Source organism: Sphingobacterium arenae (assembly GCF_014692505.1).
Taxonomy (GTDB): domain Bacteria; phylum Bacteroidota; class Bacteroidia; order Sphingobacteriales; family Sphingobacteriaceae; genus Sphingobacterium; species Sphingobacterium arenae.
On record NZ_JACNYK010000001.1, the window covers coordinates 1564118 to 1587564 of the forward strand.

The following is a 23447-nucleotide window of genomic DNA, read 5'->3' on the forward strand; positions in this document are numbered from 1 at the left end:
AAATGCTTATATGATTTTACGGTTACATTAATGTTAATTAAATATTTATTAACCAACATTTATGCAATAAGGCACAAGCGGTTGATGATTTTATCAACCGCTTGTGCCTTAAAGATCGCTGTGTATCAACTATGTTGTTTCGCGTGGCGGTTTATATATTCCGAAGGACTCAGTCCATACATCTTTTTAAACAAGGTAGAAAAATGTGTCTGATTCGTGAAGCCCAGAGCGTATGCCACCTGGGAGATATTCATTTGCTTGTCTAAAAGTAGTTTTTCAGCCTGCTTGAGGCGTATGTTCCGAATAAACTCACTCGTCGAAATACCGGTCAATGCCTTCACTTTGCGATGTAACTGTACCCGGCTTAATCCTACTTCGTCGGCTAATAATTGTACATTGAGGCTTGGATCTTCCAGATACTGGTTAATGATGCTAACGATGCGTTCCATCAGGATCTCGTCGCTTGATTTAAAGGAGATCGTCTTCACTTTTCCTTCTTGCTCCTGGGCGCCCGAGTATTTTCCTTTCACCGTCATTCGGTTCTTGATTAAGTTTTCAGCCAAGACCAATAGTTCTTCAATTAAAAAGGGTTTGGTCAGGTAAGCATCTGCGCCTAAACCGATTCCTTGCATGCGGTCCTCGTGGTTTATTTTAGCAGTAAGCAGAATAACGGGTATATGGTTAGTCGTGCTGTTGCTCTTCATCTTTTTGACGAGTTCAAATCCATCCATATCGGGCATGGAGACATCTGATATAACCAAATCTGGGAGCTGCGATAGCGCGAGTTGGAATGCTTCACTTCCATTTTCTGCAGATATGATTTTATAGATGTTTTGCAGTTCCTGGCTTACATAACGAAGAATATCTTTCTCATCATCTACGACGAGCACCTTGAAATTTGTTTTATGGGAAATGGTTGGCTTCATAATGGTTTCCACGATCGGTCTCACAGCTGGTTTTTCAACCAATATAGGATCGTTTTCCGTTGTTAACTGGGCTTTGGGTAAATGGCGGGTTCCCATAGGGATTTGGACGAAAAAGCGACTTCCTGATTTGTCTGTTCGGTTTTCGACAAAGACCTTCCCGCCGTGTCTTTCAACAAGTACTTGCGTAAAGTGCAAGCCGATACCTGATCCCCGCTGTCCTCCCGAAATTTGATTGTTTCCCTGATAAAAACGTTTAAAAATCTTGATCGTATCATCTTCCGGGATGCCCGGCCCCGTATCGGAAACACTTATCTCCACATAGCTAAGGGGTTTACTGTTTTGTTTGTTGAGGGAAGAGGTGACATGCACATCAACCATACCGCCGTCGGGCGTATATTTAAAGGCGTTGGACAATAAATTATGGATGACCTTCTCCAGACTGTTCGTGTCTACCCAAATCGAAATGTAGTTGGAATCGGAGGTGACCTGAAACGTTATGTTTCTTTCGTGCGCCTGTTGCGCAAAGGCATCCGCAGCCTGCTTGATAAATGCGACAATGTTTGTTTCCTGGAATTTTAATTGAAGTTGGCCACTTTCCAACTTGCGGATATCGAGCAATTGATTGACAAGGTTAAGAATGCGATGTGCATTTCTGCGCATATTTTGTAGTGTGTCTTTGGCTTGTGCATCAACCGTGTTTTTTATCAACTTATCAATGGGACTAAGAACCAAGGTGAGCGGGGAGCGAATCTCGTGCGAGATGTCCGTGAAAAGCTGAAGCTTATAGGCGTGTAGCTTTTCTAACCGGCGTTCCCGAAGATAATGAGCGATAAAGGTAAGGATACCGATGAATAGCACCAGATAAATAAGATAAGCTAATGTGCTGCGGTACCAAGGAGGCATGACATGCAGTGTAAGAAACTTGCTTTCCGAATACGCCCCAAATTTACAGGCTCTGATTTCCAACTCATGCTCTCCCGGCGAAAGATTATTGTAGGTGATCAGATTGACGCCCGGTAAAGTCGTATTCCAAGCTTTGTTGAAACCCTTCAACCGATATTCGTAGTGGATGTTTTCTGGACTGTTAAAATCCATCGTGGAGAGTTCCAATGTAAAACTATCGTCGTGGTTGCCAAAATGGAATTCGTTTGTGGTCGCCAAACTTTGCGTGTAAATAGGCGTATTACCAGACAAATATCCAGGTTTGATGGTCTGATTTCGGATATATAAGTTGGTGACATATACGGGGTACGTATATTTCGTTAATTGCACCTGCTCTGGATAAAAGGAGGTAATGCCTTGTTTTCCACCAAAGTATATTTTTCCATCAGGGTCTTGATAATAAACGGAGCGGTTATACGAACGATCAACTAAACCGTCTCCCGTGTAATAGGTAATGATCCGATCTTCTTTCGGGTTTACATAATTGATACCGTTAAATGTACTACACCAAATATTTCCCCTTTTATCTTTACCAAGGCCAGAAATAACATTACTGGATAGGCCGTTGTTGGTGGTGTAACTTGTTAATTTTCTGCTTCTTTTGTCAACTTTGTGCAGGCCGTTATATGTTCCGACCCAGACATGCTCATCTTTATCTTCTAGTAAAGAAAGGACAATTTGTTCCGAAAGATCCTCGTTTGCCCATTGGTTTATAAATGTCTGCTGTTGGGGATCATAACAACTCACGCCCTTATGGTGACCAAGCCAAATTAAGCCATTTTGACCGCATAAAATGGTGTTGACCCAATCATTCCCTAATACACCGTTAGGGTTCGTGGTATCGTTCATAGTGAACTGTTTGGATATGTTATTGTGGGGGTCATACTCTGCAAATCCGTTTCCGAATGTCGAAATATACAATTTGCCGTTTTTTCCTAACGCCATTGTTCTGGTCTCTTTCTCCCGCAAGATATCCATATATACGGCGTCGCTCTTTCCTTCTTCAATCTTGCCTAGCCCACGGCGAAAGGACAAGAACCAAATATGACCACGTTGGTCTTCTAATAGCTGCATGATATCATGAAGTTGGGGATATCTCTTTAGTATGCGGCCTGTACTATCTACTTTAAATAGTCCAGCACCTTCTACACTATACCAAATATGCTTTCGTCGGTCGGTTGTAATCGCATTGATCTTTTTGCTATCAGATTCTTCTATTTCTAAGATACGCCAAAATTCGAATTGGTGGCTGGAAGCCGGTATAAAAACGAGACCGCGCTGGAACCAACCGAGCCAAAAATTGCTTTCTTGATCTTGAAAAAATGTTCTTATACTGGCTTTACTATAATTCTTGTCGAGATTTGATAATTCTGTTTGACGAATTAATAAGGGATGCTCCGATAACTTTAAATGCCATATGCCGCCACCTTCCGTACTCATGACGACATTCCCATCTTGCACAGTTCGTATTTCATTGATCGTCGGATGTTGTTTATTTTCAAATGATAAGGAGGTGAATTTCGTAAGCGACTTATCGGCGAGGACAACCCGGGAGTTGTAAGCTAATATTATATCGCCAGAGGGCGTATTCACCATGTTATACTTCGCCCCCTTGGGAAACGGAACTTCATCGTCCGAAAACTTTTTAGTGTGTTGGAGGTCTGCAGATATACAAATGACACCGGCGCGATCGGTCGCTATCCAAACCCGGTGTCTACTGTCTTCTAAAAGCTTACGCCCATACATACCACCCGCAAGTTGATTCACTTGTTCTAATGAATGGGCTGCGTTCAGGTTGATATCAATGGAAAAAAAACCCCAACCTGAGGTAGCGACCCATAATGACCCGTCGGCACGTGTTAGAATATCGATAATGTGAGGAGCAATCTGATCAGGGAATTTAATCCGAATAAATTGTTCGCTATGATCATCGTAATACTGAAGACCATTTGAACAACCAATCCAAAGACGGTTATCGCTATCTCGATGAAGAATAGTAACGTGATTGCTTGATATGGAAGTGCTGTCTTGTACATCATGAAGATATTGCACAAAACGCACCCCATCAAACTTATTAAGACCGTATTCGGTAGCGATCCATATATATCCATTTTGGTCCTGCTCCACACTCGTAATTAGATTAGACGACAGTTCACCAAATCCATAATCTCGATGATCATAAATGCGAGTGGCTTGTCCGCTAACCATGAGCGTACAGAAAGAAAATATCGAAAGCAAAAATACTCTTAACATTGGTTTTTACGGTTATCAAAAGGAAAGATACAAAATCTATTCATTTCTGTGACAATGGAAAGTTTTTTTTGAACTCAAAACAGACAGCGAATCGAAGCGCGAAACGGAAAGAAACGAATATGTAACATATGGAAAGGTCTTTGCAACAAAAGAGAGATGGAATGTAACGTGCCCGATCATCTTTGCTAACCGATTGATTTACCTTTACTTCACGTTTTTGCTTCGTTCGTCATATCCCTTCAATATGCAGGACTTGCTATAAGATAGGAATGGGCTAAACACGATAATAAATCATCGTTTATGATAAGGAAGCACGGTCGAATTATAAACCCTAAAACAAGAGATACGCACAACATGAACGCAGAAACACGTTTGGTAAACGAATCAAAAGGCTTTTATAAGCTATCACATGTACAACGTATAGGCTTCGGATCAGGCGATTTAGCCCAGAACCTTATTTACCAAACGGTTTCGATGTACCTGCTTATTTTTTACACGAATGTTTTCGGAATTTCCGCTGCCGCCGCCGGTGTCATGTTCCTTGTCGTCCGGATTGTCGACGTGATCTGGGATCCTATTGTAGGTGCCTTTGTCGATAAGCGTAATCCGAAGATGGGTAAATACCGTTCTTATTTAGTGCTGGGGGGAATTCCGCTCACGGGTTTTGCTATCCTATGTTTTTGGAACGGATTTTCCGGATCGTTGGTTTACGCCTATGTGACCTACGTAGGCTTGTCGATGCTTTATACCCTGATCAACGTTCCTTATGGGGCGTTAAACGCATCGCTGACCCGGGATACGGATGAGATCACCAAACTGACCTCGGTGCGCATGTTCATGGCGAATCTAGGTGGTCTAGCCGTGGGATACGGCGTACCTATTGTCGTGCAGTATTTTTCACCAGATGGTAAAATAAACTCCCGTGAATCGGGTGAAGCTTGGTTTATAACGATGACCATTTATGCCATTATCGGTCTGTGCTTGCTGCTGTTTTGTTATACACAAACGAAAGAGCGCGTGGTCATGGATGAAAAGGAAACCGAGAATGTAAAGGTTTCCGATCTGTGGGTCGAATTTAAACACAATGGTCCGCTTCGGGTTTTGGCGTTCTTTTTCATCACGGCATTTGCCATGATGGCTATTGGGAATTCCGCAGGATCCTACTATATGATCTACAATGTACAAGCGCCTGAAATGCTGCCCTATTTTATGGCGTTAGGTTCTATTCCGGCATTCATCTTTATGCCCTTGGTACCGGCTATCAAGCGGGCTATCGGTAAGAAACAGATGTTTTACGTGTTCCTAACCATTGCTATTGTGGGGATGGTCATGCTGTATGTTATATCGATCGTTCCTTCCTTCAAATCACAGGTTGGGTTGGTACTTGTTGCGCAGTTTGTGAAATCGACCGGTATTATTGTCGCGACGGGTTATATGTGGGCGCTGGTGCCGGAAGTCATATCCTATGGAGAACATGCAACGGGCAAACGTATCTCGGGTATTGTCAATGCGTTGACCGGGATTTTCTACAAAGCAGGGATGGCATTGGGGGGCGTTGTCCCCGGTTTAGTGTTGTCGTATGTTGGTTTTGATAAAGATAATACACTTACACAATCTGCCTTCGCTGAGCAAGGTATTTTATGGCTCGTGGCCATTATTCCGGCGATTCTCTTGATCGTGGCAATGTTTATTATTTCCAAATACAAGTTGGAAGATGAGCTGATCGATAAACTCAATTACGAAATAGAAAATAGACATAAACAGTAAGCAGAAATATAAATTAAATATGAACATAGTAAAGACCGTAATTTTAGCTGGAATAGCTACGTGGAGTGTGGGTTGCACTTCTACAAATTCACAGGTAACGAGCAAGAAGAAGGAGACCATTTTAAAGGAGGCCTATGCGGAACAGTTTTACGTGGGCACCGCTTTGAACTTAGCGCAGATTTGGGAGCGGAATCCTGTTGCGAACAAAGTAATCGAACAGCATTTTAACTCGGTAGTTGCCGAAAACTGTATGAAAAGTGAAAATATACAGCCCCGGGAAGGCGAGTTTTATTTCAAAGACGCCGACCAGTTTGTTGCATATGGTGAAAAGCACAATATGCACATGGTGGGACATACCTTAATCTGGCATTCCCAAGCGCCTAGATGGTTTTTTTCCGACAAAGCGGGAAAAGATGTTTCGCGTGATGTGTTGATTGAAAGGATGCGAAACCATATTCATACAGTGGTATCCCGCTATAAAGGCCGTATCGACGGATGGGACGTCGTAAACGAAGCTATTCTAGATAATGGAGAATACAGAAAAAGTAAGTTTTACGAGATTATTGGTGAAGATTTCATTCCATTAGCTTTTCAATTTGCACACGAGGCCGATCCCGAAGCGGAACTTTATTATAATGATTATTCGACAGCCATCCCGGCGAAACGTGCAGGTATCGTCAGGTTAGCTAAGAAGTTACAGGAAGCGGGGATAAAAATCGATGGTTTAGGCATGCAAGAACATCACGGGTTGACCCATGCTTCCCTCGAAGAAACAGAGCAAACGATAAATGACTTTGCGGACCTAGGTGTTAAAGTCATGGTGACGGAGATGGATATATCTGTTCTACCACATGCAAGAAAGCATGTAGGAGCCGAATTGACCGATACGGCAGCCTATAGTAGGAGCTTAGATCCCTATAAGGAAAATCTACCGGAGGATAAAATGCAAGAATTGGGAAAGCGCTATGTCGATTTCTTTAAATTATATGTAAAGCACCAAGACAAGATCAGTCGGGTAACTGTGTGGGGAGTGGGAGACGCCGATTCCTGGAAGAATGATTGGCCGATCGAAGGACGTACAGATTATCCGTTGTTGTTCGACCGTGACTATGAACCGAAACTGTTCTTTCAAGACCTTATTGATTTAACAAAATAACCAGACACATTTTTAATATGAAGACGCCTAGATATTTAGTTCCGAATGATTATATGGCAGATCCGTCTGCTCACGTATTTGAAGATAAGATTTATATATATCCCTCGCATGATTGGGAAAGTGGTATCGCCGAAAACGATAACGGTGATCATTTCAATATGCGAGATTATCATGCTTTTTCGATGGAAGATCCGGAATCCGAAGTCATCGATCACGGCGTCGTACTTTCGGTAAAGGACATTCCATGGGCAGGACGACAGCTTTGGGATGCGGATGTGGCACATAAGGATGGAAAGTATTATTTGTACTTTCCACTGAAAGACCAAAATGATATTTTTCGTCTAGGCGTGGCGATTAGCGATAGACCAGAAGGACCATTTGTTCCGGAAGCAAACCCGATGAAGGGAAGCTATAGTATAGACCCCTGTGTTTTCGAAGAGAATGGCGTACATTACGTTTATTTCGGTGGGATCTGGGGTGGACAATTGCAGTTTTATCGGGACAATAAACTGACTCCCCCTTGTTCACTTCCACATTTTCATGAACCGGCACTTTGTCCGAAAATAGCCAAACTCCAGGATAATATGCTGGAGTTTGCTGAAGTACCTTGCGATATACTTTTGCTGGACGAGGAAGGTAATCCGTTGAAACAGGGGGATACCGAACGCCGCTTTTTTGAAGCGTCCTGGGTACATAAATACAATGGCAAGTACTATTTTTCCTATTCCACGGGTGATACGCATTTATTGTGTTATGCTACGGGTGATAATCCGTATGGTCCGTTTACCTATCAGGGGGTTATTCTTACACCTGTCGTCGGCTGGACAACGCATCACAGTATTCTCGAGTTTAAAGGAAAGTGGTATCTGTTCTATCATGACGCTGTGCCCGCCGGAGGTAAAACTTGGTTGCGCAGCATGAAAATGATCGAATTGGAGTATGATGAAAATGGTGCCATCAGGACAATAGCAGGGCAATAATTTCAAAAAAATAAAAATTCGGGTTACCATGACACGACATTTCTTATATGTAATCTTTCTCTTTCCGTTTTTGGTGTATGCAGAAGATGGAAGTCAGCTTTGGTTAAGGTATACACCTGTTGATGAGTCTGTGGCGAATAAACGGACCATAAAGCTACGCGCCACACATGATCTGGTTCAATTGGCCCAACAGGAACTCCAGACTTACTGGGCAGGACAGTCGGTGGTGCTGAGGCTAGATAAAAAGTTGAAAAGATTAAAAGAAGGTTATGTGCTGAAAGGAGATGCGTCGAACATCGAGCTTGTTGCCGCGGAACCGGTGGGGCTGCTTTACGGCGCTTACCACTTATTAAGGCTGCAAGAGGCAGGAGAGGACACCAACCACCTACAGGTCGAAGAGATTCCCGATTACGATATCCGCATATTAAACCATTGGGATAATCTCGACAGGACGGTAGAAAGAGGGTATGCGGGGTATTCGTTATGGCGTTGGGATGAGCTGCCTCATACACTGTCGCCACGATACGAACAGTATGCGCGTGCAAACGCGTCTATCGGTATCAATGCTACCGTGTTGAACAATGTCAATGCATCACCACAAATTTTAACCTCGGATTATCTTGTTAAGGTGAAAGCTTTGGCCGATATCTTCCGAAAATATGGTATCCGGGTTTATTTATCGGCCAATTTTTCATCACCGAAAGTATTGGATGGATTGTCTGACTCCGACCCCTTGCGCGAAGAGGTGCAAGATTGGTGGAAAAAGAAGGTGAAAGAAATCTATCAGCATATTCCTGATTTTGGAGGTTTTTTGGTCAAAGCAAATTCAGAAGGCCAGCCGGGGCCGCAGGATTATGGTCGTACCCACGCCGATGGCGCGAATATGCTGGCGGATGCGTTGAAGCCTTATGGCGGGCTGGTGATGTGGCGGGCTTTTGTCTATAATCCAACGGAAGAGGATCGGGCTAAACAAGCCTATCAGGAGTTTGTACCGCTGGATGGGAAATTTCGGGAAAATGTCATCATCCAGATCAAAAATGGCCCCGTAGATTTTCAACCTAGAGAACCGTTTACGCCGCTCTTCGGCGCCATGAAGAATACCGCCCAAATGATCGAGTTTCAGATTACACAGGAATACCTGGGCTTTTCGAACCATTTAGCTTATCTGGCACCGTTATTTAAAGAAACGTTGGATGCGGATACGTATAGCGACGGAAAGGGGAATACGGTGGCGCGTATTACAGATGGAAGTATCTGGCAGCATAAGAAAACCGCTATTTCGGCCGTTGCCAATATAGGTGAAGACGCCAACTGGACAGGGCACCATTTTGCACAAGCGAATTGGTACGCGTTTGGACGCCTGGCCTGGAATCATCAACTTTCGTCGGAAGAGATTGCACGAGAATGGATTCGGACGACGTTTACCCGGGATGCGGATTTTGTGAAGCCGGTTCAGCAGATGATGATGGATTCCCGTGAAGCAGTCGTGGATTATATGATGCCATTGGGCTTACATCATATTTTCGCCTTCGACCACCACTATGGGCCGGAACCGTGGGGGGATCGGAAAGGAGGGAGACCAGACTGGATGCCTTGGTATTACCATAATGCAGATACCGTGGGTTTAGGATTTGACCGTACGACAAACGGGAGCAACGCCGTGTCGCAATATAATGAACCTTTGCGGACTACATTTAATATGATCGGGACGTGCCCGGAAAATCTGTTACTATGGTTCCATCATGTGTCGTGGACGCACCGCATGAGAAGTGGACGTACGTTATGGGATGAGCTTTGTGTTCATTATGACCGAGGCGTACAGGAGGTACGGGAGTTTCAGAAAACTTGGGATAAGCTTGAATCCTATGTCGATCAACAACGATTTAACGAGATACAATCCAAATTGAAAATTCAGACAAAGGATGCGGTGTGGTGGAAAGATGCCTGCTTATTATATTTCCAGACGTTCTCCCAAATGCCTATACCTTATGAGCTCGATCGCCCGATTCATGATTTAGAAGAATTGAAGAAAATTAAATTAGATATGAAACACCATAATTAACTGTTAACTTATATGAACCTATAACAATGAACAAATCTATTTTTATGATTTTCTTGCTGCCTTTGTTTTTCCTAGGTTGTAAGAAAGAAGAAGGAACCACGGCGCCATCTCTCGAGGTATCGGAAGACGGGATGGCGCTGACCCACGCTGCAGGCCGCGGAGAACTTACGTTGCGTTGGGCGTATTCCGAGTGGGAATTGACATCAACATCCGACGGATTTTTATCGGATTTCACCTTTAAGAAAGGCGGAAGTTTAGCGCATGCGAGCGCTACCCGGATCCAGTTCAACTATTCGGAGAATACTACAGGAGAAGAACGATCGCAGGAGCTGGTGTTTAAAAACCGTACGACCGGTGTTGAGCAAAAAGTCAACGTTAGCCAATCTCCAAAGCCCCCCATTACATTAGCGGTTAATACGGCCTTGAAATATCAGCATATTACCGGTTTCGGCGGGATGCTCAATCCCGCGCTATGGCTAGGAAGCAATCAATTGACAGAAGGGGAAATAGAGCTTCTGTATGGAGAAGACGGATTGGGTTTCAAAATGCTACGCATGATGATCTACGCTGACCCTGCACATTGGGACAGAGATTTGGCGATAGCCAAAAAAGCACAATCTTTAGGGGTACGTATTTTCGGCTCTCCGTGGACACCTCCCGCCTATATGAAAAGTAATCAACAACAGTCGGGAGGCAATGGTGGATATCTGTTGCCCGAGTATTACCAAGATTACGTGGATCATCTGAATGCTTTCGTCGATTACATGGCGGATAACGGTGTTACCATTGAAGCTGTCTCTATCCAAAATGAACCGGATTGGGATCCGGATTATGATGCTTGTGTGTGGACACCCGCTCAGATATTGGCATTCATGAAAGATTACGCCAACGGGATAAAGGTGAACGTTATTGCTGCGGAAGCGGTTAATTTCAAAAAAGAATATACGGATCCGGTTTTAAACGATCCTATTGCTGTACAAAATTTGGACATAGTAGGAACACATTTATATGGAGGAGGAATCGGTGATTACCCCTTAGCCAGACAACACGGGAAAGAAATCTGGATGACGGAGCACTTGCATAATACAAATAGTCCTAACGACTGGTCATGGGATCAAGCGTTGATGGTGGGCGAGGATATTTACGGTTGTATGGATGCTAACTTCAATGCTTACATCTATTGGTACCTGAAACGTTATTATAGCATGCTTGGCGACGGCGAGCAAGGAACGGCTGTAGGGCAGTTGTTGCCCAGATCGACCATCATGACGCACTATGCGCAGTATGCCACAGGGCGTCAGCGCATCGGTATAGATAGAATAACGGGAAATAATGACTTTTTGCTAACTGCTTATGAGGGTGAGTATGACATTACGCTCGTGTTACAGAACAGCGCGGAAATTCACTTAGGCGTCATACAATTTGATCTACCTATTGAGATATCTAGTGTTGAAGCCATGGAAAGCACAGAAGAAAGTGTAATGACCAGCAAGAATGTTGCGTTATCGGGAGATAAAAGAACTGTTGTCGTTAATGTAGATGCAAAATCAATCGTTTCAATTAGATTAACAAAGTAGGTTACGGCTCCGGCATTGGAATGAATAGGTGGTAATAAATAAAAGTGAAAAACATGAAAATAAAACCGAGAAGGATGAAGTATAAACGGAATACTTGGCTCAGCTTGCTGGCAATAACATTGATGTCGTCTTGTCAGCAAGATCACAGAAATCAGAAAGATGCTGTTGTTGCAGGCCGCGAGCCTGTTTTTCAGAATTTTGAATATGTGGGCAATGATAAAATATATACCCAAAACTCCTTACCCGAAGGACACTTTTACAGCCCGATCTTACAAGGCTGTTATCCCGATCCGAGTATTACCCGCAAGGGAGGCGATTATTATTTGGTGACTTCTTCATTTGTGATGTTTCCCGGTGTGCCTATCTTCCATTCCAAGGATTTGGTGAACTGGAAGCAGATTGGTCATGTACTGGATAGAGAGTCCCAGTTAAAGGTCGAAACAGCAGGCATCAGTGCCGGGATCTACGCCCCAGACATCATGTACAATCCGCATAACGACACGTTTTATATGATTACAACACAAATTGCATCTGGAATTGGCAATATGGTTGTTAAGACTAAAGATCCGTTGCAGGGTAATTGGTCAGATCCCATTAAGCTCGATTTCGGTGGAATTGACCCGGCATTGTTTTTTGATGACGATGGGAAAGCTTATGTGATCCATAACGATGCACCTGACGAAGGGAAAGAATTATACCAAGGACATCGTGTGATTAAGGTGTGGGATTATGATGTGGAGAAAGATCAGGTCATCGCTGGTACCGATAAGATTATTGTCGACGGTGGTGTCGATATCGCTCAAAAACCGATTTGGATCGAAGCCCCGCATATTTATAAACGGAACGATAAATATTATCTGATGTGTGCGGAAGGTGGAACGGGAGGGAACCATAGCGAAGTTGTCTTTGTGAGCGATAGTCCCCGTGGTCCTTATAAGCCAGCTGCAACGAACCCTATTCTTTCGCAGCGGCATTTGGATAAGAGCCGATCTAATGCGGTGGAATGGGCCGGCCATGCGGATCTTGTTGAAACCCCGAACGGAGAATGGTATGGCGTATTTCTAGCCATCCGCCCGAATGAGAAAAATCGCGTAAATACTGGTCGTGAAACGTTTATTTTACCCGTTGATTGGTCCGGTGAATGGCCTGTATTTGAAGGAGGGATGGAGCCGCTCCGACCGTCTATCAAAATGCCCCAAGGTGCGGAAAATAAAATGAACAGCGGTGAGTTTTTCCAGAACGGTAATTTTACATTTATAGATAAATTTGACGGAAACGGTTTGGATGATCGCTGGATTGCCCTCCGCGGCCCTCGTGAAAAATTTGTTGAAGAGCGTACAAATGGATTGGTCATTAAACCATTTGATGTGAATATCAAAGCGCAGAAACCCATTTCTACCCTATTTCACCGCCAGCAGCATATTACTTTTTCGGCATCCGTGGATATGTACTATAAACCTGAAACAGAAAGTGATCTGGCAGGATTAGCTTGCGTACAAAGCGAGACATTTAATTATGTATTCGGCGTAACCAAGTCGGGTGCAGAGTATTATATCGTTTTAGAACGGACGGAGAAGGGCGAATCGTCTATTATTGCACAAGCTAAACTAGCTGAAATCGGCAAAATTTCCCTGAAAGTGGAAGCCCAGGGAGATGATTATCAATTTGCCTACGCGCTAGATAGTGGCGATTTTGAAAACTTAGGCGGCACGGTATCAGGTGATATCCTGTCGACAGATGTAGCTGGTGGGTTTACCGGCGCTATGATCGGGCTATATGCAACTTCTGCCAGCGATATTAAAATAGACTAATTTTTTAGTTTAGTTGCTTGAACGGTTGCTCCACGTCCGTGGGACGCCGTTTATTAAAATCTAAAAATAGGATCAATTGAAATCCGTCGACGTCGTGGCGGCGTACGACTTGAACAAGGTGCCGGGCAAGGATACGGCTCTTTTGTATGGGGAACGGATTCCGGCATATGCCAAGACGATTAAGATGGGCTTCTTTTTCATAACCCCATGCAAGGAAACCAATATGCCGTGTGCCGAGATGATACTGTTGCCCTCCATAACCAATTTTGTGTCTTTCCATGTAATTTTCTTGCCCGCCGAAAATAAACTCTTGTGCACCAACGTGATTTCGGCATACGACAATACGTTTGTCTTGGGCAACGGAATGATCATCCCATACGACGACGCAAAAAAGATGGCCGGAAGTTTCATCAGGTAGGGCAACAAAACGATTTCGGCAGACGACGACATTACCCTCCTGCCCAACGACATGACACTTCCGTCCGCTGCAATGATACTTCCGAACGACGACAAAGCAATTTAAGAATAGACAGATATAGCATATCTAAGGGCCGTGTACAAAACCACAGCCCTTATCCATTATTAAATGTAGGAGAATCAATTATTTTGTAATGCTTCAACGACACCTACATAAGCAGGTTTACGTTGATAACCACCACTATTGGTAAATAAGCCCACTGGTTGATTCGGCCTCCAGGTCGCGTTAGAAACCCGATCCGCCGGGCTTCGGAATATAATGCCAGCTCGTTGATCTGCCGGAATTATTTGATAATATGCTTCCACAAACCATTTATACATCGCGGCTTGTTGCTGATATAAAGCCGTTGTTGCTTGATTAATCGTTGTTCCTGTACCGATATCGAACGAGATTTTTATTAGTTTATCTATTGCGGCTAACTGTTGCAGCGTAGATTCTATTTTTTCCTTGTTATCATCCACATTTAAGGACAATTCGGCAATTATACCATCGACTGGCGTTCCCTTATCTTCTGTATAGGCAATAAAATCTACTAAACCTTGAATCTTAGTGGGATTGTCGACTAAATTTGTTTCCGTAAAAAATATCTGATCGCTTGCATTGGCGTATTGCTTAATCATACCGATGGCAATGCTGGCGTAATCTTTACCAAGATAATCTTGCCAATAGAACGTGTTCGCAGGTAACTCAGCTACACCAGCGCCGCTACGCAATTCAGAAGGGTTTTCTTCATCCATAGGCTGATATACAACACTCCAAGATTTAACCCTTTCTTTACCGGTTGTGCCGATAGTTGCGATCCATTTATCAAGTTCAACCGTAAATATCTCCGCTTTTTCTTCCGGTGTTTTGATAATTGTTTCGCCGACTTTTTCCCATTGCACGGAGATATTGTCTATCAGATAATCGGCAGCTCCTGTTGCTGAACCAATGGTTAAGACAAAACTGGTGAGCTGTTTCTGCGCATCACTGAGGTTGAGGTTTGCAATTGGTAAAATAATACCGTTTCTGAACCATTGACCATCAGGCGCACCGAAGCTGGAAGGGCTACCATAATTAATCAATGTTACTGAACCTAATGAAGTGCTGATAGCCATACGCATACCTGCTCCGTATAAACCACAACAGCCTGCGCCCTTAAAATCTATCGTGACAGACTTCGAATCACCTAGTGTAAGCCCTTCGGGTAAGTTAATCTCAAACTGGGGAAAGGTTTGAGGGCCCAATACATATAATACTTTTCCGCTTATGCCGTCCGGGTCATTTGCTACGCTCGTACTTCCTGAACCGATGACGGCATAAGATTTACCCAATTCATCCTCTTCAAAATTCAGTAGCATTTCTGTTCCTGATTCTCCGGGAATAATGATATCGGCAACTAAAGCATTTAAATAATCTGACGCTTGATTTTCATGCCAGACCAAATGCCCCAGATGTGTGGACATGTCGGTGTTCGCATGGGTTTCCAGTGCTGCACTCACATTATTGTTTAAGACGACCGACCCATCTTCTTGGACAGCGTTGACGTGTCTCAAATCCGTCGTTAAACTGACCTCATCAAAATGTTGCTGCATCAACCGATAGAAAACGTTGTTGCTCGCCAGATCGGCTAAAGAAAGCTCGACACCTAATTTAAAATGCGGTTGACCATCGTAATTGACGTAAGTTTTGAGCTCGTTGTAGGCATCCCGTTCTTCTTGGTCAATTAAACTTTGCGGTCTGTCAGCAAAGAAATCACGGGTTTCAAATTCGGCACAACTACCGAGCAGGGTAGAGGCTGCTAAGCAAATAGCAAGCCTCTTATTCCATTTTGTATAACTTTTCATAATTTGTCTTTTTTGAAATTAACGCACTACAGGGGTAATATACTCTGGCGACACCGCACGATCACGCATGACGAGCGTATCTTTGCTAGCGATATTGCCGCTGATGATTCTCGTATCATCGCTACTACCCACGGAGATATTACTATACGTTACTTGATAATCTAAATACAAGGCATCACGATCTTTATTACCCCAACTGTTTTTCTCTCCTTTCGTTACAAAAGAACCCGTGCCTGTCACTGTATACCCCGTCGTGTTCGTTGAAATGCTGCACTTCCCCTCCTCGTCAAAATCTAATAATAATGTACAGGAAAAAATATTGCCTCCTTCCGCATCCCTAAATTGTACCGGAAAAGCGGTGGAATGAAGCGAGCGGGTATTTAACTTGTTGAGTTCGTCATTTTCTACGTATGCCGCATGGCGTGTAACATTGCGAACAACGTCGCCTGTCATGGCATCTTTACCCCGTCGAAGATAATTCCCATGCCATTGGTTGATAAACTTAAGGGTATACAGTACAAAGTCTTTCGTGGATAAAATGGAGTCTGCATGCTGCACATTTTTCATCTTTAATGGGAGAGTGTACGTGTTCGATATGGCCGATGGGTCGGCAAAGAAAGCATCTGTAAGCTGTACCTGAACGCCGCCCATAATGTTGCCGGGAGCAATAGTGATCTGATCTGCCGCCAAACTATAATAGCCTGCAGGCAATGGTTCCATCTTAGGGCCGTTGTTCGGAAAATAGAGATCGTCTATTAATGTATTGTCTACTGCTACATCAATAATAACATTTTCGGTGTTGTTCCGTGTTCCGCCAAGGGTTGCCTTTATTTCCACCTTATGTTCCTTATCCAGCGTATTGTCTACGTTCGCGTCTTCGCCCAGCACCACCGTACGAACGGGGTATTGGTTAGCAAAATAGACCGTTTGGTAATCGAAATCTGGTAATTCAAGCATGTTGTTTTTACAACTGTTTATCGTACTGAAAATCAACGCTAAACCTATTAAAATTTTATTTCTTTTCATGTCTTCTAAAATTAAATTAACCTTTACGTTATTCCCAACCGGCGTTCTGTACTAGGTTGTTGTATTTGAGTATCTCGGAAAAAGGAATGGGGCCGTAATACATGTGGTTTTGATAAGATCGCACCTCGACAGCAATCGGTGTATAATTGGTTCCATTTACATCTAAGCCACGAGCGGTTTCTGTCAAACTGAGCTTCCAGCGGCGAAGATCCCAAAAACGGAAACTTTCAAAGCACAGTTCTAATCGACGTTCATTTCGAATTAATTCCCGCATCTTTTCTTTATCCGCTTTACACTCCTCTAAATAGGGGTCATTATTGCTCGCCCCTACACCAGCTCTTTGACGTATGGCTTTGATAACGTCATATGCAGAAAATGAATGGACTCCGGTGCCGGTTGGACCCCATGCTTCGTTCGCTGCTTCCGCATAAGATAGATAAATCTCTGTATATCGAATACGTGGCGTGTAACGGTTTCTCCCCACGATATTGCCCGGGGTTCTATTGACATCCATCCGCAACCCTTTCTTCATATAGTAGCCCGTCCGGGTAGACGTTGCCAGTTTATTCAATCCATCGTCGGTGGAGGAAGCATTCCCCGTATAGATAGCGGCACTTGTAACCCCCGCTGTACTACCGTTGTAGATGATATAATAACTCAGGCGAGGATCTCGCCCGGCATAAGGATTGTCCGCGTTATAGGTGCTATTTGGATGATCGATAGGGTATCCGTCGGCTGTTGGGAAAGCATCCACTAAATTTTGTGTCGGGTTTGTTAAACCTTCGCCATATAATGATGGAGGAAAGTTTTGTGCCTCGCGATCACCATTGTTTGCTTGGATGTTTTCCCGCCAGATCATTTCGGGTGGATTGTTACCATCATTTAAGCCATCTATTTCATTCACATTATTGTAAAAAGTCAATCCATTATCAGGCAAAGCATCTGCACCACCCTTATATTGAATAATTGCTGCCGCTGCGTCGGCTGCCTGTTCCCAGTTAGCCGGATTAGATACGTGCTGAAAGGCCGGACTAGCAGCCAGCAAGGCTGTTCTTGCTCGAAAAGATTTGGCTATAAGCCCGTTAAAAAGTTGACGACTGTATCGACCCATAACGCGGTTATAAGTGGATGCATTCTGTGTTATGAAAGTAAAACGTTCGGGTATTTGAGAAGCATTACTGATATCATCATACTCTAAGGGCAAAAATCGCTCGGCACTGTCTAGATCATGGTATATCTGCTCTAAACAAGCTGCAAAACTAGCACGGGGTGTATTGAAATCCGCGGTGGTGGATAGGAATTCGGTCACAATAGGAACGCCCAGTAACTGTCCATCCGGTGTGAAACCCGCGTGATTACGTAACAGAAAGTACATATATAATGCCCGTAGACCATATGCTTCTCCTCGCAATCGCATGTTAAAAAGTGCAGTCGCTTCTTCGTCTTCCGCCCATTTTATTTGATGTGAATTTTCCAAAAATTGGTGAAGATATAATAAGGTGGCATAGGATTGGTTCCAAACACTTAATGGATTGTTGGCAGCGCTCCATGAGCCGGTCGCCATTTGCAGAAAGGAATGTGTACGCAGGTTGGTAACGGCATCGTCCGTTGCAAAATCGCTATTGTTATAATAACCAGGAATGGCTCTATACGCGGTCGTTACAAAACCCTGTGCAAAATGTGTATCAACTTGCATTTGCTCCGCGTTCCTTATATTTTCGGGATCGGGTTCTAACCACTTTTCACAGCTACTTAGTATTGCAGCGATTATACCGATCATAAATAACTTCGTTTTCATATTATAGTACGTTTGATTAGATTTAAAAGAAAGCTTTAACCCCTACGTTATAAAACCGCATTTGAGGCGCACTTCCAAAGCTGGTTTCCATCATTTTTCGTTCTTTTGAAATAACGAGTAGGTTATCCCCGTTTACATAAACGCTTATGCGGTTGACAACCGACGAATTCTGGAATAGATGTTCGTCTAAGTCGTAGGTAAGCTGTACGCGGTTCAGATTAAAGCGGTTATTTTTGTACATCCAAAAAGTGGAATTCTGGAAATTATTACTATTCCCGGTTGTAGTTAGGCGAGGATGAGTGGCTGTACTCGCCGTTTCTGCTGTCCAACGACCTAAAGCTTCTTCCGAGTATTTACCTAGCCCTCTTACCCAATAATAGGAATTGTTCTTGAAGCCCATACCGCCGACGTGCCCTGATCCCAGCGCAAAAAACGTTAGGTTTTTCCACTTTAGGGTCAGGTTCAATCCGTAACTAAACGGATTGGCGGCCCCACCATGATGTCCCAAGTCAACCTGATCTCTACTATCGATAAGTCCATCACCATTTATATCCTGATATTTGATGTCTCCAGGTTTTAAATCTCCGCCAAAGGTTTGCCTAGCATGGTTTTCTATTTCGATTTGGTTCTGGAAAAATCCTTCTGCAATATATCCCCAAGAAGCGTCTAATGGTCTATCTGCCCGATACTGATAATCATTTTCGTATACCTCGTCTCTCTTCGTTGCTCTAGAATTGTATATCATTCCCACAAAGCCTAAAGAATAATCTACATTGCCGATTTTATCGTTGAAATTTCCGGAGAAATCAACGCCCGTACGCATATCGTTGTTGAAATTAAGCCAAGGCCGAAAATCCCCGTTCCCCAAAAAATAAGATGGAAAAACAGTAGCGTCTCCTCGCGTGAGCAAACCATTGGTGTGTTGTCTAAAATAGTTGGCGTTTAATTGGATGCGGTTATTTAAAAGCGATGCATCTAAACCAACTCTAAACTCTTTGCGCTCCACAAAGGTAAGATTTGGGTTAGCCCCACGACCAGAGAGAACAGTGGCACCACCGCCACCCGTAGTACCTCCGTCTCGCCATTGATACCATGCACCCAACGCACCTTCCGCAGTGCTATTGCCATAATTTTCGTGATAGAGGTAGTACCCCGTAATATCTAGATCTTGTTTCAACGATGAGTAAGAAGCCGTCAACTTTAGATCGTCTACAAATGACTTTTGATCTTTAAAGAAATCTTCCTCGCTGATCCGCCAGCCAAGAGTTGCACTGGGTGAAAGGGCTCTTCGGTTGTCTTTGGGCAGTTTGGCGGAATGAACAACAGATCCCGTAAAATCGATATAGTACCGTTGTTTGTAATTGTAACCGGCGTGGATACCGAGATTGGTATTTCGGAAAGGCTGATAGTCGCTTCCACCCTGATTGGTATCGATATCACTCGAGAACTGCCGCATATAACCCCATCCCAATAAGGTACTGGTTACGTTATGATGTTGATTGAAGGTGCGTTGATAATTGAACTGAGATGTGAGTGACATCGTCTGATAATATAATGAAGTACCGATGAACTCATTGGTACTGTTCCCATCATTACCAAATTTAGTCAGCGAGGTAATCATTTCTTGACCATCGACCATTTGCCAGTGGGGTTGATACGTCGCGTAGGGTACGTTATACCCTTCCGTATAGCGCGTGGTATAGTCCATGCTGTAACGGGTGCTGAAACTTAGGCCCGGTGTAATGCTGCTCAAATCTGCTTCCGCGCCGACATTGAACATAAAAGTTCGATTTCTGTTCTTGATGTAGCCGGATGCGATCATTTGCGAAAGATCGTTTGTCTGCATATTGGATAATCCGCCTAACAGGTATTTTCCATCAATAATGTGATTACTGTTTTGAACGATAGCTTCGAGATCAGGATTGGTAAGATCTAACCGATCTATAGGCACAAACGGATGAAATCCGTCGTGATTAGGACGGATATTTGCCGTGGCACCCCAGAAATTACCTCGAGCATAGTTGTTATCTGCGATGATGGCGACAGCATCGGTTGATGCTTTTAACCAACTTGTCAGGTTCATATCCACGTTCGTACGGATGTTGAAGGAGAGGTCTTTGTTATTGTTGCCTTCTCCAACTTTAAGGATATCATTGAAGTGAGACATCCCCATGTTGGTATAATAACGTGCACGCTCATTCCCGCCGGAGATTTCCGTTGTTATATCCGATCTAGACGAATATTTCTTTAAATATTCGTCCGAGAAAAAATTAAGATCCGGATACCGATAGGGATTTGACCCTATCGTCGTATTATAGATCGCTTCGGGCGTATACCGCTCTGCGATACCGTCATTACGTGATGCTTCGTTGTAAAGCGTCATGTATTCTGCCGCATTTAGATACGTAGGATAGCGCTTCGGAACTAATATCCCGGTGTTAGCTCGGACGTCGATGCTGAGCGGCTTGATCGATCCCCGGCGCGTATTGATCAATATAGCGCCCTTGGAACCCGCACTCCCATATAAAGCGACGCTGCTCGCATCCTTTAATACGGTGATGGATTCTATCTCGACCATACGAACATCCTCCGCACGGCGTGGAATACCGTCGATTAGAATGAGCGGCGACTGTCCCCAGATATTTCCGCTATATCCACTCACGAAACTTTCTAGGTTATCTAAGCTATAGGTGCTATAGTTTTTGTTTATCAGAGAAGAAACGTCCACAGAAGTGACGGCACCTAATACATCTTTTTCGTTTATTTTCCCGAATGCCACATGGATGGAACTGTCTGGGTTCGTCTGTGACCTATTTTCGACAACTTCTTGTGCCTGTAATCCAACTGCTGTTAAAGAGAGTGAAATATAGATACAACAAGCTTTTATATGTTTTTTTATCATTTTAGCTGCAATTTTATACTACCAACCTGGGTTCTGAGGAAACTCTTCGTATATACTGATGTCGTCTACGAGAAACGGAAACCAGTAATGCCGTTGGGTGTATTGTCTTTCAAATAAAATCGTTTGCCGGAAGTTTCTTACCCGCGCATTTCTTGGATCGGCATATACTTCGTCGTTGGGTGTGGCCCGATCAAACTCGATCCCCTTCTTATAGGTATAAGGGCGTTCGGATAATAAGAGCCAGCGACGAAGATCCACAAACCGATGTCCTTCAAAGGCCAGCTCGACAGCGCGTTCCCGCCTATATTCTTCCCGGAACGCTTCTTGTGAGACTAAAAATTGAGGAGCGACATGACCAACGCCTAGTCCCGGTCTATCCCGTACAAAATTAACGGCATCAACAGCAGTTTTACTATAGCCGAGCGCTTTTCCGGTTGGAGAATTATACCCTTCTGATGCCGATTCGGCATACATTAAATATACATCCGATAGGCGCAGTAGACTCAAAAGAACAGTATTTCCGTCAGCAAACCCTTCCCAATCGTTCATCTGTTTGGAGACGAATTTGGAGAACATATAGCCCGTAAACACGGCTTTGGTTGGGTTGGCGGTACGGTAAAAGCCCCCAGTAAATAGACTGGCGTATTGACGATATTCGTTATTGCCGACGAGGCCTCCATTGTTGACAGCTTTTTCTCCATCAATCATAATGTCATGATAGAATCGCGGATCACGGTCCCGCCAAGGGTATTCCGGATCATATCCCGATTCGGAATCTGCCTGTGTCGGATTTTTTATCGGCAGGCCGTTCGCCATACCATAATAATCTACATAATTTGCCGTAGGATACACTTTGATTCCGGAGCCATTAATGGTCATCGGACGATAGTCATTGACCTGATTCCATCGGAAACGATTGTCGGAGACATTCGCTGGATTTTCCATCATAATAGCTTCTGTGTAACGTTGATTATTTACGACCACAGCGCCTGGAATGGCATAATTTTGATTAAAGGTGTAAAAAATGCGCGAATAGTGCGAGAAAGGAACCAATTGGTAACGGTCGGTAGATTCTACAAGATTCAGGGCTTCTCCAAATACATCTGCAGCACGTTTGCAATATTCCGTATGATAAGACCGCTCGCCGGTAGATTCTTCGTTCATGAGTGGGCTTCCAGCGAACAATAGATTTTTCCCAAGGAATCCTAAGGCCATGATCTTGTTTGCCCGGCGATCCGTATTTCCGATGTTGGGACCTACAGCGGTTTCTTCCCAGGATATGGGAAGTAAATCAGCCGCTTTCCGAAGATCGGCGGCCACTTTTTCTGCCGTTTCGTGATAATTCAACCGAACGACCCTCGGTGCTTCATCTGGAGGCAACACAGTATCGATATAAGGTAACCCACCCCAATATTGCATAAGCATAAAATGAAACCATCCTCGGAAAAAATACAGTTGTCCTTCAATCAGACGTCTTTCTTCCGGTGTCGCATCGATTAGTAAATCTAGGTTGGCTAGCCCGATATTGGCTTTACGTATGCCGTACCAAGATAGTCCCCATAGGTTTCCTTTGTTCTCGCGCACTTGATTGTTCGGATTTCCACCAGATTTGAACCAGGACCCAAAAATTGCGGTATTCCATGCCCAATAATCTCCATGGTCTATATTATAAGCCAGTAGCCGCGTTTCAGTAGGCTCCCACATTTCTTCGTCTCCAAAATTCCAGTTATTGTGCGAACCAATGGCGGTAATCACAGGGACACAATTGTATAATTCCTCGGTAAATCCTTGAAAATTCCGAAAATCTTTAAAGGCTTCCGTTTCGTCAATATCCGCGAGCGGCGATTTATCAAGATATTTTTGACACGAACTGGTACCTAAACATGTGGATATGACAACGAGTTGCCATAATATCTTTTTAAAATATGTTTTCATTTTAGCTA

General features: G+C 43.8%; 13 protein-coding genes. 6 read left to right on the forward strand and 7 right to left on the reverse strand.

The window, feature by feature from the left end; all coding sequences use genetic code 11:
• Positions 1-125: 125 nt before the first annotated feature.
• Positions 126-4121 (reverse strand): hybrid sensor histidine kinase/response regulator transcription factor, encoded by a 3996-nt coding sequence (locus H8B17_RS06045; RefSeq protein WP_190308222.1) that lies wholly within the window; start codon positions 4119-4121, stop codon positions 126-128.
• A 300-nt stretch (positions 4122-4421) separates the two neighbouring features.
• On the opposite strand from H8B17_RS06045, the gene H8B17_RS06050 reads away from it, so the two are divergent.
• The 6 genes from H8B17_RS06050 to H8B17_RS06075 are packed head-to-tail and all read left to right on the forward strand — an operon-like array spanning position 4422 to position 13474.
• A complete protein-coding gene (locus H8B17_RS06050) occupies positions 4422-5888 on the forward strand; it encodes an MFS transporter (protein WP_223816379.1) in 1467 nt (488 codons plus the stop codon).
• Positions 5889-5907: 19 nt separating this feature from the next.
• Positions 5908-7044 carry an endo-1,4-beta-xylanase gene (locus H8B17_RS06055; protein ID WP_190308223.1) on the forward strand — a complete coding sequence of 379 codons (1137 nt, stop codon included), beginning with the start codon at positions 5908-5910 and terminating at the stop codon, positions 7042-7044.
• Between the two features lie 17 nt (positions 7045-7061).
• Positions 7062-8024 carry a glycoside hydrolase family 43 protein gene (locus tag H8B17_RS06060; RefSeq protein ID WP_190308224.1) on the forward strand — a complete coding sequence of 321 codons (963 nt, stop codon included), beginning with the start codon at positions 7062-7064 and terminating at the stop codon, positions 8022-8024.
• 28 nt (positions 8025-8052) lie between these two features.
• Complete coding sequence (locus H8B17_RS06065) at positions 8053-10086, forward strand: alpha-glucuronidase (protein WP_190308225.1); 2034 nt, start codon at positions 8053-8055, stop codon at positions 10084-10086.
• 26 nt (positions 10087-10112) lie between these two features.
• Entirely contained in the window at positions 10113-11663 is a 1551-nt protein-coding gene (locus tag H8B17_RS06070; protein ID WP_190308226.1) for a hypothetical protein, read from the forward strand.
• A 53-nt stretch (positions 11664-11716) separates the two neighbouring features.
• A complete protein-coding gene (locus H8B17_RS06075) occupies positions 11717-13474 on the forward strand; it encodes a glycoside hydrolase family 43 protein (protein ID WP_223816380.1) in 1758 nt (585 codons plus the stop codon).
• 72 nt (positions 13475-13546) lie between these two features.
• On the opposite strand, the gene H8B17_RS06080 is transcribed toward H8B17_RS06075, so the two are convergent.
• From H8B17_RS06080 to H8B17_RS06105, 6 genes are all read right to left on the reverse strand, one after another.
• A complete protein-coding gene (locus H8B17_RS06080) occupies positions 13547-13987 on the reverse strand; it encodes a hypothetical protein (protein WP_190308227.1) in 441 nt (146 codons plus the stop codon).
• Between the two features lie 84 nt (positions 13988-14071).
• Positions 14072-15778, reverse strand: a complete 1707-nt coding sequence (locus H8B17_RS06085) for an endo-1,4-beta-xylanase (RefSeq protein WP_190308228.1) — start codon at positions 15776-15778, stop codon at positions 14072-14074.
• 18 nt (positions 15779-15796) lie between these two features.
• Positions 15797-16804 (reverse strand): DUF5627 domain-containing protein, encoded by a 1008-nt coding sequence (locus tag H8B17_RS06090; protein ID WP_190308229.1) that lies wholly within the window; start codon positions 16802-16804, stop codon positions 15797-15799.
• A gap of 28 nt (positions 16805-16832) precedes the next feature.
• The gene (locus tag H8B17_RS06095) at positions 16833-18602 is read right to left on the reverse strand and encodes a RagB/SusD family nutrient uptake outer membrane protein (RefSeq protein ID WP_190308230.1); all 1770 of its coding nucleotides are present in this window, start codon (positions 18600-18602) and stop codon (positions 16833-16835) included.
• A gap of 22 nt (positions 18603-18624) precedes the next feature.
• On the reverse strand, positions 18625-21504 hold the full coding sequence (locus H8B17_RS06100) for a SusC/RagA family TonB-linked outer membrane protein (RefSeq protein WP_190308231.1): 2880 nt from the start codon (positions 21502-21504) through the stop codon (positions 18625-18627).
• Positions 21505-21522: 18 nt separating this feature from the next.
• Positions 21523-23439: a RagB/SusD family nutrient uptake outer membrane protein gene (locus H8B17_RS06105; protein ID WP_190308232.1), complete on the reverse strand. Its 1917-nt coding sequence runs from the start codon at positions 23437-23439 to the stop codon at positions 21523-21525.
• Between the last annotated feature and the right edge of the window lie 8 nt (positions 23440-23447).